The organism is Thermoplasmatales archaeon (genome assembly GCA_026127925.1).
Classification (GTDB): Archaea; Thermoplasmatota; Thermoplasmata; order Thermoplasmatales; family Thermoplasmataceae; genus JAKAYB01.
On sequence record JAJSLM010000001.1, the window covers coordinates 96,950 to 110,952 of the forward strand.

General features: G+C 41.2%; 11 protein-coding genes and 1 tRNA gene. 8 read left to right on the forward strand and 4 right to left on the reverse strand.

The window, feature by feature from the left end; all coding sequences use genetic code 11:
• Window positions 1–45: 45 nt before the first annotated feature.
• Both LVQ96_00500 and LVQ96_00505 read left to right on the forward strand, forming a co-directional pair.
• Complete coding sequence (locus tag LVQ96_00500; protein MCW6169638.1) at window positions 46–1,359, forward strand: TldD/PmbA family protein; 1,314 nt, start codon at window positions 46–48, stop codon at window positions 1,357–1,359.
• Window positions 1,356–2,666, forward strand: coding sequence for a TldD/PmbA family protein (locus tag LVQ96_00505; GenBank protein ID MCW6169639.1), 1,311 nt, complete (start codon window positions 1,356–1,358; stop codon window positions 2,664–2,666). Before LVQ96_00500 ends, LVQ96_00505 begins: the two co-directional genes overlap by 4 nt.
• A 14-nt stretch (window positions 2,667–2,680) precedes the next feature.
• Here the strand turns inward: LVQ96_00505 and LVQ96_00510 are convergent, their stop codons facing one another.
• Entirely contained in the window at window positions 2,681–5,071 is a 2,391-nt protein-coding gene (locus LVQ96_00510) for a M1 family metallopeptidase (GenBank protein ID MCW6169640.1), read from the reverse strand.
• Window positions 5,072–5,194: 123 nt separating this feature from the next.
• Window positions 5,195–5,776 carry a hypothetical protein gene (locus LVQ96_00515; protein ID MCW6169641.1) on the reverse strand — a complete coding sequence of 194 codons (582 nt, stop codon included), beginning with the start codon at window positions 5,774–5,776 and terminating at the stop codon, window positions 5,195–5,197.
• A gap of 277 nt (window positions 5,777–6,053) precedes the next feature.
• Between LVQ96_00515 and LVQ96_00520 the strand changes: the two genes are divergently transcribed.
• Entirely contained in the window at window positions 6,054–7,085 is a 1,032-nt protein-coding gene (locus LVQ96_00520) for a threonylcarbamoyl-AMP synthase (protein ID MCW6169642.1), read from the forward strand.
• Window positions 7,086–7,241: 156 nt separating this feature from the next.
• Here LVQ96_00520 and radA read toward each other — a convergent pair whose 3' ends face one another.
• Both radA and LVQ96_00530 read right to left on the reverse strand, forming a co-directional pair.
• Window positions 7,242–8,210, reverse strand: coding sequence for a DNA repair and recombination protein RadA (gene radA, locus LVQ96_00525; protein ID MCW6169643.1), 969 nt, complete (start codon window positions 8,208–8,210; stop codon window positions 7,242–7,244).
• Window positions 8,211–9,227 carry a type II glyceraldehyde-3-phosphate dehydrogenase gene (locus LVQ96_00530; GenBank protein ID MCW6169644.1) on the reverse strand — a complete coding sequence of 339 codons (1,017 nt, stop codon included), beginning with the start codon at window positions 9,225–9,227 and terminating at the stop codon, window positions 8,211–8,213.
• A 94-nt stretch (window positions 9,228–9,321) separates the two neighbouring features.
• On the opposite strand from LVQ96_00530, the gene LVQ96_00535 reads away from it, so the two are divergent.
• The 5 genes from LVQ96_00535 (at window position 9,322) to LVQ96_00555 (ending at window position 13,957) form a co-directional block, all read left to right on the forward strand.
• On the forward strand, window positions 9,322–11,493 hold the full coding sequence (locus LVQ96_00535) for a hypothetical protein (protein ID MCW6169645.1): 2,172 nt from the start codon (window positions 9,322–9,324) through the stop codon (window positions 11,491–11,493).
• Window positions 11,494–11,590: 97 nt separating this feature from the next.
• Window positions 11,591–12,166, forward strand: coding sequence for a hypothetical protein (locus LVQ96_00540; protein MCW6169646.1), 576 nt, complete (start codon window positions 11,591–11,593; stop codon window positions 12,164–12,166).
• A gap of 100 nt (window positions 12,167–12,266) precedes the next feature.
• Entirely contained in the window at window positions 12,267–12,740 is a 474-nt protein-coding gene (locus LVQ96_00545) for a Mut7-C RNAse domain-containing protein (protein ID MCW6169647.1), read from the forward strand.
• Window positions 12,737–13,780 (forward strand): mRNA surveillance protein pelota, encoded by a 1,044-nt coding sequence (locus LVQ96_00550; protein MCW6169648.1) that lies wholly within the window; start codon window positions 12,737–12,739, stop codon window positions 13,778–13,780. Before LVQ96_00545 ends, LVQ96_00550 begins: the two co-directional genes overlap by 4 nt.
• Before the next feature lie 102 nt (window positions 13,781–13,882).
• Window positions 13,883–13,957 (forward strand) — tRNA-Glu (locus LVQ96_00555).
• Window positions 13,958–14,003 lie beyond the last annotated feature (46 nt).

A 14,003-nucleotide genomic window follows, 5' to 3' on the forward strand; every position in this document is an offset into this window, starting at 1 on the left:
ATTGATTATACATCCCAGAGATGCAGATACTCGGAAGCACGATACATGAAAATAAGCTCAAATAGCCTTTCTTACAGAAACGGTTCATTTGAAGGCACGGATTTTACTTCAGAGAAGGGCTACGCTGTCCGCGTTTTGAACAACTCAATCGCGATAGCTTACAGTGATTCTGAAGATTGGGACACGGCAAAGGAATCTATCGATCGGGCACTCAGGAAATCAGAGGCAAACGGAAAGAATAATATAAGTTTGGGAAACGCTATGAAAGATAACTGGGTTGTTCAAGAAAAGAAGAAGATTGAGGATTTTTCGCTCGAGGACAAAATATCCATCCTGAAAGATAACGACAAGGAAATGGAGTCAGGAGGGACTGCTGTTCGAATAAACGGCATGGGGGACAAGATCATAGAGCAGAGATATATGAACTCAATTGGATCTGATATATCTGGAAAGATATATCGTGTGTCCTACATCTATGTTATGGGATTTGTAAACGGCGGGAATTTTGAACAATCGATACAGCAGTTCGGTGCTTCCTCTGGTTTCGAATACATAGATTCGCTAAACTTGGCGAAGAGGATAGAAGACGATGCAAAAGGACTGAAGGAATCGGCGGATGCCAGACAAGCAAAAGAGGGAGATTATGATATTATCGTGGGGCCGGAAATATCAGGCATAACAGCGCATGAATCCTGTGGCCATCCAACAGAATACGATCGGATCATTGGAAGAGAAGGAGCACAAGCAGGAGAATCGTTCTTAACTGGAAAAAAATTCCCATACAGAGTCGGATCAGACGAAGTAAGCATAATAGATGATCCTACCTACCCGCTGAGTTATGGATTCTATCGGTACGATGATGAGGGAACTCCTTCACGTAAGAGATATCTTTATAAAAACGGCATGACGAATGAATTTATACTAAACCGAGAAAGCGCTTATCTCCTGAATACGGAATCAAATGGAGGAGGGCGTTCGTCTTCTTGGGACATGGAACCACTTGCAAGAATGAGTACGACATACATAGAACCAGGAGATTATTCGTTTGAAGAACTCATAGAGGGGATAAAACACGGCATATATATCAAGTCTTTTACTGAGTGGAACATTGATGACATTCGTTTCAATGAAAAATATGTGGGTAAAGATGCGTTTTATATAGAGAATGGAAAGATCACTTCCAGAGTTAAAAGGCCAACGATCGAAACCAACACTATAAAATTCTACAGCTCAGTAGATGCTGTTGGAAAAGATCTGGAATTCACTGCCGGGACATGCGGTAAGGGAGATCCGGAACAGGGGGTCGAAGTATGGATGGGCGGGCCGCACATCCGTCTCAGGAAGGTGCATATAAAATGACTGAATTAGAAATTCAAAATTTGACCAATAAACTGGAGGACAAGGGATTCACAGAGTATGCTGTTACCTCGATAAACAGCCGTGTAGAGCAGGTAAGATTCTCCCAGAATTCGGTTGATTTGACTAATTTGTGGAATGAAGCGAATTTTCATGTTTTTGTAGCCATAGGAAAAAAGATCGCCTCAACATTCCTTAAGGACCTCGGAGAGATGGACAACACTATAGATAAGCTGTGGAAATCTGCAAACTCATCCCCCGAAAACCGTTCATTCTCGGGTATAAATCCAGAGAAACAGAAATATGCCTATAATGTGAACCATCGTGCGGTGCAACACGATCTTAATGAGTTCTCCCAAGCAGCGATCCAGTCAGCTCTGGAAAACGGTGCCGAGCGAGTAGCAGGAACAGCTTATAATATTTTTGAAAAGGTAAGAACCAGCACAAAGTACAACAAATGCGAGTACACTACTGGGGGTATAGAGTTGAATATACGATCATTCAGGGGTGGATTCAGTGGGCAGGAGGGAATCCACTGGGGACTTCAGAGTAACGTTACAAAATCAGATTTTGAGAGGATGGGTTTTGAATCTGCGGAAACCGCGAGGGTAACCGAGAGGAAGGAATCCATAGAACCTGGAAAGTACACAGTGATAATGTCACCTTATGTTATAGGGAATATAATCTCTAGTTGTGCAGAATCCCTTTCGTACTATTCTGTTGAAACCGGCATGAGCAGCTTCGGTGACCAGATAGGTCATAAGGTTGCCGCTGAGGGCGTGAATCTCGTCGATGATCCTCTGGATTCCACCGGTGATGGTTTCAGGGCATGCGATGATGAGGCGACAGCAACGAAAAGGAACCATATCATCACCAATGGCCAATTGAACACTTTCTTTCATTCTTACTCAACGGCTGTAAGTTCAGGTTCCAGGACAACTGGAAATGCCGGAATAATATCTCCGATGCCATGGCAATTAAAGCTCCTTCCGGGAAGGACAAAATTATCCGATATGATCTCAGGTATGAAGAATGGCCTTCTCATTGAAAATTGCTGGTACACCCGCTTCCAGGATTACAGGAACGGCATATTTTCAACAGTTCCTAGAGACGGTGTATTTCTTGTCCAGAACGGGGCAATAAAAGGGGATCTGAGCGGTATAAGAATAAGTGATTCGTTCCGGAACATCCTCTCTAACATAGAAGAGATCTCATCCGAAACGAAGAATGCAAAATGGTGGCAGGAAGTTTCTTCTACCAACATGCCTTATGTGAAAGTAAAAAATGTAAATATATCGCGCGCCTTCTAAGACTTGAAAGCCTTTCAGGCTTTCGACATTATTTTTTTAAGTCTGTTATATACCTGCAGTGTCTCAAGGCCTTTGTCAATTCCATGGGAGTAGGCGGGTTTTCTTATTTTCTGCAGTTTATTCTTTAGCTTCTTTTCATAATCCAGGCCAACGAATGGGATCACTGCCTCAAGGAATCTGTAGGTATAACCAGTTCCGCTGAAAAATTCCTCCATCGTGTTCACAACATCTTCCAATGAGTCAAGCAGGCTTTCCCTCATGACTTTGTTCCTGGAAAGCATTATGAAAAGAGATATGGAATCCTGCTTCTTTATATCACCTTTTCCCACCATGCCAACAAATTTGTTGAAGTAGCTTTTCCTGCCAAGGAATGACATACCCGCAATCAGTGTTGTCCTGTCCGCGTCCGCCTTTGACTGTTTCAGGAGTTTAACGAAAGCATCAAGGTCGTTACTGTTGCGTGCATAGCCGATGGCTATGGCCCTTCTCAAGTCGGTATCAGATTTGAAGAACTTGCTGAAGCCCTTGGAGATCTTCTTCGCGAAGTCCTTGTCTAATATAGAGAGATTCGCAGAAATTGTTCCGCGAAGAATAGAGTCATTCTCAGATTCTCCTTCCTTTTTAGTTTCTCCCAGTCTCTTTAACTGTGTCTTGTAGAATTTGAGTGCCAGATTCTTGACGTTTCTGTTCTTTTCGTCTACAAAATTAAGAAGAGCGAACTGCTGGCATATTTCAGTGTTAACAACATAGTTATCTTCATCGAGAAATCTCTCCATGGTGTCCAGATAGTCCTTGAGTTTTATCTTTCCAGCCTCAAGAAGGGCGAAAGTATCGTTTACTATACCCCACCTATCAAGATAGCCGAAATTTTTCGCTCTTCCTAGGACTTCCTTCAAAAGCTTTCCCTTATATTCAACCCTGTAAAATCCAGATTGTTCATAGTTCAATTTAAGGAATCCATCTGCCTTGATCCTCATTTCACTCTTGTTGAAGAGCGCACTTTCTTTTCCATTTTCCCTGAGGACTGTTAGTGGAATATTTCGTGGCTGTTCCTTCACTTTCTTGTTCAGCAGAAATCTCTCTTGAGATAGCTTTATTTCCTTCCCTACGAGCTCAGCAGTTACAAGAGGGTAACCGATTTTCTTGATCCACGAGCCCATAATCTTTGAAACCGGCAGGCCGGAAACATCCTCTATCGCTTTCCAGAGGTACTCGCCCTTTGCATTCCCGTAGCTGTGTTCTTTCAGGTATTTTCTTATCCCGTCTCTGAATTTATCAGGTGAGACATAATTTTCAATCATTCTCAGAACGCTGGCTCCCTTCCCATAACTTATCTCATCAAAGATCTGCGAAATATCATCAGGATTTCTTACATGAGCCTGGATCGGATGTGAATTTACCAAAGCATCTCCATACAGCGCTCCGGCCGTTTCATCTACAAGGAATTTTCCAGTGAATAGCCATTTCTGGTGAAGCTGATCGACGAATTTGAAAGCCATGAATGTTGCAAAACTCTCGTTGAGCCACAGATCATCCCACCATTCCATTGTGACCAGATCACCGAACCATTGATGGGCAATTTCATGTGCAACTACCTCTGAGACTCTCTGTCTCCCTGCAGTTGTAGTGCTATCGTTAACCAGAAGCGCAGTCTCCCTAAATGTTATCGCGCCCCAATTTTCCATGGCACCTGCAGCGAATTCCGGCACGGAGATCAAATGCAGTTTCGGCAACATGAATTTTATTCCGTAGTATTCCTCATATTTTGCTATGATATCTGCCGCTTCAGTAGCTGGGAAATCCGTAGAATTTAGTAAGCCCTTTGGAGCGGTTAGCATTATTTTCAATGGCCCAGATTGTTTCTCAATGGAATCAAATGTTCCAATGCCAATATACAGTAAATAAGTGGACATTCTTGGTGTGTCCTCAAAAACAACTATCTTCTTTCCTTTCTCGGTCTGTGAGCTTTTTATTGGCATGTTCGAAATTGCATCAAGGTCTTTGTCTATCGTTAACTTTAATGAAAATACAGCCTTTTTAGATGGATCGTCAACACATGGAAACGCATGTCTTGCGCCTGTAGATTCAAACTGGGTTGTTATCATTCTTCCAGTCTTATAGTCCGCAACATAAAGTCCTTCCAATCCTTTTGATATTTTTCCTGAGAATTTGACTTCAACCTCGGTCTTACCGGAAAGAATCAGACCCGTCTCTATGGCTTGCTTCTTTTTGTTTTCCTTGAACTTCAAGGTTTCTCCGGCTGAAACAATACTGTCAATGGAGAGATCTACAGAGTTAAGAACGAATTTCTCCTTTTTGCCTGAAACCGTAATAATTTCATGTCCTACATATTCAAGATTCTTATAATTTAAATCAAGTTCCAGCTGATATTTTTCTATTTCCATAGCTAGTTATAGTTTTTTATTATTATAAATTTGCGATAAATGATCACGGATAACCAGTTAATTAAAGCAGGGGGATCAATAGTATTTCTGGAATCTTATCCTACGTTCTGCCACCGTACTTACTCAGCCGTAAAAATATATATAAACAGCAGTAAGAAGTAGCGCAATAACTACAATACGATCAACGGTCATAGGTGAAACTCTTGACAAGCCTTTGATCAAACCAATATTTACCAATGCGACTATCAAAAGAAGAAATATCGCACTTGAGATTACAAAGACCACACTTATTAAAGATATAGAAAAATAACCGTAGCTCGCAGCAGCAAGAAGAATCGGAAGAAACGCCGGATCCGGAAATACGCTTACAAGCAGGGAAGTATTTTCAAAACCCTTTTTCTCATGGGATTCTCTTATGCTGTTGATCAGAATGTATATTGCAACTACAATTATAATTATGACAGAAGCGATTCTAATCTCTTTTGTTCCAAAGGCATATACCCCGAAAAAAACGACTATTAGGGCAAGTGCTGCGGATGTGACACCATGCAAGAATCCGAGCAGAAACGCGATTGCCCTTACTCTCTTAGTACTAAATGACTTCTTAAGGGAGAGCGCAGTGAGAGGAATCCAGTGATCCGGCGCGATCATATGAAGCATTGAAAGAAGCGTTGCCACAAGCGCCAGGACAAGCACGGGATTCATTATTCTGGATTCTAACTCTCTTAAAGCATTTTACATTCTAGGGAAATTTGCGCATTCCAACACATACAAATAACAGCTGCTTTTATCATGAAATTTTGATGAATGGCCATCCCTACGTTTTCGAGAATCCAGTGCCCAAACTGTACAGTGATTTTACCCGGCTTATCATAAGAAAACCTGAAGTATCATTGATATCGATTCGAAACACTCATTACCCAGATCTGTATTAAGAGAGAAGGCGTCAAACACGGTAGCGTACATAATAAAAACTGATCAGATGCATCCCGATACAAACGCGGTTCTTTTCGGTGCGAACATAATCAACAACAATGGATTGGTAGTTTTTCCTACAGAAACTGTATATGGACTTGGTGCCAATGCCCTTTCAGCTTATGCATGCCGTAAAATTTATCTCACAAAAGAGCGCCCGGCTGACAATCCATTGATAGTTCATGTATCGTCACTGGAAATGTTACATAAGATAACTGTGGGCATTGATCCTGAGGTTGAAAGTAAACTTGGAGAAGTATGGCCAGGACCCGTAACGATACTCTTCCAAAAGAGCGATAATATTCCAGATATTGTTACTGCAAATTCACCACGAGTAGCAGTAAGAATGCCCGATAATCCACTGGCGCTTCAACTAATTGAGAAGTCTGGTGTGCCTATAGCAGCTCCCAGCGCAAATATTTCAACCAGAGCAAGCATAACAGATTCGAAATACGCTATAGATGAACTTAAAGATCGTGTTGATCTTATCTACGACTCTGGACCCACTAAATTTGGTCTGGAATCGACAATACTCGATCTTTCAGGAGAAGTTCCAACCCTGCTTAGGGCGGGCTCAAAGACTGTGGAGGAACTGGAGCCTATATTTGGAAAGATATTTGTCTCAGAAGTAGCGAGAGGAACTTACGAGAGTCCGGTCGCAATAACTCCGGGGATGAAATATAAACATTATTCTCCTGTTAAGACCCTGATATTGGTAGACGAGAATGTATTCGACGAGATATCCATGAATAGCGATCTGAAAGGCGAGGTCCTTATGATAGGATCAACTGAGCATTGCAAAAATTCTATTCTTGACACTTTCGACCTTGGATCAATTGGAGACCTAAGGACAGTAGCCGCCAAATTATTTATCGCTTTCAGGGAACTGGACAAGAGAAATGAAAGGATCGGCGTCATTCATCCTTTCCCAGAGTACGGGTACGGTCTCGCGATAATGAACCGTATCAGGAAAGCATCAAGCTACAAAATACAGAATCTGAAGGAATTCGAAGAAAAACTTTCCGAGACAGACTCATGATTTGTTTTTTTGAGTTATAGGGTCTACAGTGAAGTTTGTTTTTGGGGCTTGTAAAAAATTGCTGTACTTTAGAGAGAAGGTAAGGCGGCTTTTCTAAATGTAGAATATATACACTAGCACTAATGCAATATTAAAAATAATGTGGAAATTGTCAGATTAGACACCGTCAGTGATGCCATCCTCCGATATCTGTATCACAGTTTCACCCTCGGGAAGATAGGGCGAATCTATCAGTCTCGCGATTCTCTTTCCGCCTTTACTCTTCCTAAGGTATATCCTGAATGTTGCAGTATGTCCTACCACATTCCCACCAATAGGTGCAGTTGGGTCTCCAAAGAATACATCTGGCCTGGCAGAAACCTGATTCGTAACTGCAATAACAGCGTTATAAATGGTTGAAAACCTCAACAGATCGTGCATATGCCTGTTCAACAGCTGCTGTCTCTCTGCGAGGGAGCCTCTTCCAAGATATTCAGACCTGAAATGAGACGTAAGGGAATCTACAATTAAAAGCCTAATCGGAAACTCCTTTGCTAACTCTGCTGCCCTTTCCCCGAGAAGTATTTGATGGTGGGAGTTATATGCCCTTGCTACATGTATTCTTTTTAGTACCGCATCTGGGTCAAGGTTTTTGGCTTTGGACATCTGAATGATCCTTTCTGGTCTGAAAGTGTTTTCAGTATCTATCATAAGAACGTCAGAGTCAAAACCACCAGTCTCCGGGGACATCGTGGCATTCACTGCCGCCTGGTGCATGATCTGAGTCTTTCCTGAACCGAACTCACCAAAAAACTCTGTTATCGCCTGGGTCTCAAATCCACCACCAAGCAAGGCATCAAGATTCTTGCTTCCTGTTGTGAGTTTCTGGACACTTTTCCTTCTTTCAAGAATCTCCTCACCTGTTTCAAAATTACCAACATCCGCAAATTTCCTAGCCGCAGCTATAATTTTTGCTGCGCTTCCCTCCGCCACTCCGGCCAGATCCGAAAGATCTTTTGGGGATGCAACGGCGAGTGTCATCAAATCATCATAACCGTTCTCTCTAAGTTTCTCTGCAGTGGCTTCTCCGACTCCTGGCAAATCCTCTATTTTATACTTTTTTGGCTGTTCTTCATCTTCTGGCATTTAAATCGCTCCTTTTCCGATATTCATTGATGCATCAGTCTTGGCAATGGATTCCTCCTGATTCGCTAGTTGCATCATGGCTCTGATCGCATCTACGTTTTCCGGAACTACGTCACTTTCCTGATGAATAGCTTGGATATAATTCAATCTCTTTTCTTTTACCGTAATGCTCTCTTTCCATACGGCAATTTCGTAGAGATCGGATCGGTCCCTACCCATTTCACGCGCTAGATCCATAATCTGGGCAGTGGATACAATTCCTTTCTTTCCAGAGACAAGGAGAATTCTTCTTTTTTCCTTCAGCAGATTAGTGACCTGTTCAGCTGTGGTAGAATTCTTCATTTCGACCTGAACGGTATGAACGTGCATAAGCGTTGTTGGTGCCTTAATGGCCACGGTATTCACATCTACGTTCCCGAGAACCGTTTTAAGGTCTGGAGCATGGTGGGAGGGAAATTTTAGGCTGGGTTCAAGCGCGTTAATTGGGCCGGCCTTGCTATCGTTTGGGTCAGCTCCCCTCCGGACGAGCACTGCATTTATGTGTTCAATGCCAAAATGGTCTCTTACAACGGATAAAGTTCGGGCCAGCCCCGTTGTGTTGCATGATACAACTCTGACGTATTTTTTTCCAAAGGCATCGTTATAATTTGAGTAAGCATTGAAACTTGTCTCAGCTATGGTCGGTTCTTCCCCACCCTGAAATATGGCTGGTTTATTGTGCGCCTTGTATACTTCTAGATCCTTTTCTCCGTTGCCCTCTGGTGAAGCATCAACGATGATGTCGGAATCATCTATCAAATTATCCAGGGTTCCGGCGCAACGCATGCCAGCTTCTTTAAAGTTATTCAGGGCCTTCTCATCGCTGCAAAAAACTTTGAACTCACGGCTTGCCTCTCCAGCCAGATAATCTGGTTTGGTTTTAAGTATCCCTGAGACATGCATATCAGACTGTATAGAAACTGCCCTTGCAACCCTTCTTCCTATAGTTCCATATCCCACTATACCAACTTTAATCATATTAGTTGCATATCCATAGCATAAATATAAACTGTGGAGTCCTAGCTTCAAAAATTTATTTATAATACCTTGACAATTGTGAATTAGTTAATTTATGCGAATAATTGTATTAAGTTTATTAATTGTCTGCGTTCTTATTAGCGTCCCTTCTTTCATCCATGTAAGTGAAGCTGGGCCTTCTACTGGGCTCAACTATGATTATAACTTTACAAAACTCCCGATTAACAGTTTTCCAAGCAATAATTCAACGATGACATTTGAAAGATTCACGAGCGGATCTTTTTCAAATGTTTCTGTACAAAACGGCTCTGGAAAACGCGGGTTGCGAATTTACGGTCTTCCTTCAAATGGAAGGGGATACACGGGAATAAAAGTTCATATATCGCATAGTGCAAATTTCTCCCTAAAAATGACCTTTTCATGGAACGCGGCTGCAAATCTTATGGACACCGGAGAAGTGGTGACTATAGGAACTCGCTCAGCTAATAGTTCACTTGTACGATTCGGTCCTCTCTATAATAAGACAGCAGTCGCTGGTAGCGGAAATGATCGAGCTGTGTGGAGCGAACCCAGGTGTTCTGAAGTATACACTCTAGAAATTTCCCATATGGACGCAGATCCAGGGCGTCTATTCCTCTCAATTAACGACGGCTGGAACTCATCGTCACTTATGCAGTTTCCCTTAACAGACAATTCTACTTTTATAGATGGCACGATCAACCTGACCGTAATGGGTATTTATTCCAATATAACTATTTATAATCTTTATGTGGGTCCACCGTCAAGATCCATTTATCCGATCGCTCTTTCTGCAGATCAAATGGTCTACAAATCAAAAAAAATTGAACTCAACTATCCAGAGGAAAATAAAAGTCTGGCAAATTCCGGTCCAGTGATCGATCAAAATTTGAGCGATATCATATTTCTTAATATTCAAAATGATACCATATCCTCACTGAACTATGAGAATCGCACGACAAGTAGTATAGCTAATATTGGCAATTACAGTGTGAGAAGCCTGGAGTATTCCGAATCATATGGCGCCTATTACTTATTTCACAACAGAGGCCGCGCAGAAGTGATCGAAGTCAATTTGGAAAATCTTTCCACGAAGGTAACTAAGTTCCTTATCGAAAATGGAAATTACTCAAGGTTCTTCGTACTAAATGATCTCTACTTACTCATGACAAGTAATGGTACAGTCATAATCACTCAAGACATTCATAATTTCGTAAGTGAACTTCATTCTATCAGCCTAGGAAACAACATAATATACGCCGGCATTCATCATAATAGTTTCATCGTTCTCTGGGATAACAAATCACTAAATCAGATTAGCAGGCTTACTGTTTTTTCCGATGGAAATTGGACTGAAACAGAATTTGGTGAATTAAGTACTGTGACCAATATAGAAACCTCCAATACATCGGCATACGGTACAATCTTTCTTAAGTATGCGTCATTTGAAAACGAATCTCTTTTCCGCTATTTTTTTAGTTACCCGGATTTACCGTTCTCTGAATTGATCAGCTTCAACTTTACAAGATTCTGGGACTACGGTAACAACATATTACTTGAAAGAAATGGGGCACTTTACATTGAGAGAAACAAAACTATAGATCAAACAAATGTAGTAATACCGGAAGGAAGTTCGTTATACCTGAGCTCAAATCTTGACTACGGATTAATAACGCAAGGAGATAATTTCACTATTCTATACCAAGGAACGTTATTCAACAAAACTAATTCAACACTTCTTAAAATTACGAGCAATGATATTAAAATGCACTGGCTTATGTTCATGGGTATCGGCTATTTTAGAGTCTCAATCAATAACTTGAGTTCCGCAAATGCAAGTGTGAAATGGTGGATCGATGGTAACGTAGTCTCAACAACACATTCTTTTAATTACTTTCTTTTGCCTGGGTATCACACAATAGCAGTCACAATTAAGTACAAAAATCAGACCGTTTCAACAAGCTCGAGAATTTTCGTTTTCGGTTTTTTGCCTGAACTGACTGTTGCTATTGTTTTAGTTGCGATAATATCGAGGAATAGATTTTACTTGAATCATGATCCAGAGGCTATCAAGAACCTTATAAGCTCTAATGCTGGAAAGAGCAAGAACGAAATAGCTCACTTGGCCAAAAAATCTAGACTGAGTGTTTCAGCAGTCAGGAGGGCGATCAGAGAAATGGCTCGATCCGGAGAAGTTTCAATAAAAGAGGATCTGGACGGGAAGCTATATGTTATGATGAAGAAATGATCGTGCCCTTACAGTATTCGTGAAAAAGTAGTCCACTGTTCTATGGAAGAGGTCATTGGAAAATATTTATTACCGGATTTACATAAGGGAGAGAATAATGAAAAAGTTGAAACTAATCTCAGTCGTGGTCCTTGCCGTTGTTCTATTAGGAACAATAGGTATTGCGGGAAATTCTTCCGCTACTGTTCCTACGCTTCCGCTTCCTCCATCAAGTCTACCAACAATGACTTATTACACTACGAACGGAACCGGTTATGCAATCAATACTACATTGTGGGCAGAACTATTCTTCGATGTTATAGACAATTCTTCATACGTTTCTTTTAACTGGAGTGCTAACAGTACGCAATACCTTATAGTATTTGATTTAAGTTATACTGGACTAAATGCGTACGGGCTTCAGTTCATCTCAAGTCTCTCGTCTATAGGAGCTCCAACTGTTCCCCATTACAAACAGGCCTTCAACATGACGAAGAACATGCTATCACAGGCCAAGAATAACGGGAAAACTGTTACAAACATAGTTGCTCTAGATTATGGTTCATTCCCTGGGTTTTCTTGGTCCACAGTCAATATCAAGAGTAATTTAACCGAGTATAGGGACATAGGCATAGTTGTGGCAATAGTTGTAGCGATGTTCGCGCTTTATTACTATTTCAATAGGAAAAAATGATTCAGCTCAGGCCAGATGTAAGGAAATAAATCGCCACTATACCGCTTTATTCTTTAATTCTTGTTTAAATAATCGCGAGTAATTATTAACCCTGGTGATTGTGTCAGAAAGTGAGAATGAGTTATTTATGGCTGACAGCATGCTTGGTAAATTGGCCAAATGGTTACGTCTTATGGGGTACTCGGTAAAGTACGTTTCTAACGGTGTTTCCGACGATGAAGTAATTGATTTGTGCCGGATAGATAGTCTATTTCTTTTGACAAGAGACAAGGTTTTGCATGAACGGTACAAGAATTCTATGCTGATAGAATCCGATGAATTTCACGAACAGATAAAACAGGTAATTCAAGTTTTCAAACCCGACGAAACAAAATATTTCACACGTTGCTCGCTATGTAACTCGACTTTGTTTACTGTACCAATATCGGCCTTTGATGGTGAGATCCCGGAAAGTGTTCGTTCACTATATGGGGAAGTCTATGAGTGCAGTGGATGTGGTAAAGTTTACTGGAAAGGAACGCATTACATTTCTATAAGAAAAACGATAGCGAACATAACAGGAAAACCAACATGAAAATTATAGAAAATCGGCAGGATCCTGATTCGGTTTTTATTAGAATCGATTCCAACGACGACTTATGGTACCTGAAGAACATTATCTCGGATGGAGACTACGTCAAGGCCACAACATATAGGCGAGTTGAAAAGAAGGATGATATGCCCAGGCAAAAGGAGACTGAAAGGATACCTGTAAATGTTGGAATCCGAGTGGAAAAGGCAGAGTTCCAGGATTTTACAAATAATCTCAGAATGCTTGGTGTCGTCGTAAATGGCCCTGAAGATCTTCTTGGGAAACACCAATCAATGGTATTCGGTATAGATGATACCTTCACGCTCGCTAAGAAAAAATGGTCACCAGAACAGAGGAAAATGCTTAGGGAAGCGATTGAGACTAAATTTTCAGAAACATTGTACTTTTTACCGATCGACGACGAAGGTGCTGACCTTTTTTTGGTACGTAGCTATGGAATGCAAAACCTTGGTCGTGTTGAATCGCACCGTCAAGGAAAAGATTTCGACAGCACGTATTCTGACGAATCGTTCCTGAAAGAGATAGCGGGAATGATAAATGGGGTCATACCCGAAAACTCTATTTTGGTTGTACTAGGACCCGGATTCGAAAGAGTGCATTTTGAGAAATTCTTCAGCACATTCAATATTAAAAAGATAAAAGTATTCAATTATGCTTCTAACCGAACGGATGAGGGAGCAATCATAGAATTTCTGCAGTCAGAGATCTCAAAATCTATTCTAAAAGATATAAGGCTGAGAAAGGATGTTACTTTAGTTAATGATTTTCTTAGGCACTTGAAAACCGACGGCCTTGCAACTTACGGATTCTCTCAGGTGCTTAATGCGATAGAATCAGGTGCTGTTGATACACTGCTAGTCAGTGAAACAAAGTTCAGGAATATTGACAGTAAGGATTTGATAGAAACTGCGGAGAGATATAACAGTTCCATCCACATTGTAAGCGATTCTACAGAACAGGGGAAAATACTCCAGAGTTTTGGTGGATATTGCGCAATATTGAGGTTCAGCATTTCTAATTGACAATGATTTTATGTAAAACGTGATCCACTTTAATCCGATAATGTGAATTGTGCAATAGGTTCGGAAAGTTAAATATAATTTGCAATCCTTACAGTTTGCCACGCTCCGATGGTGTAGTCCGGCCAAGCATACCGGCCTTTCAAGCCGGCGACCCGGGTCCGAATCCCGGTCGGAGCACTCTATTGAAAGTATAATGCCATACTACATCTGCAATTATTCTCTT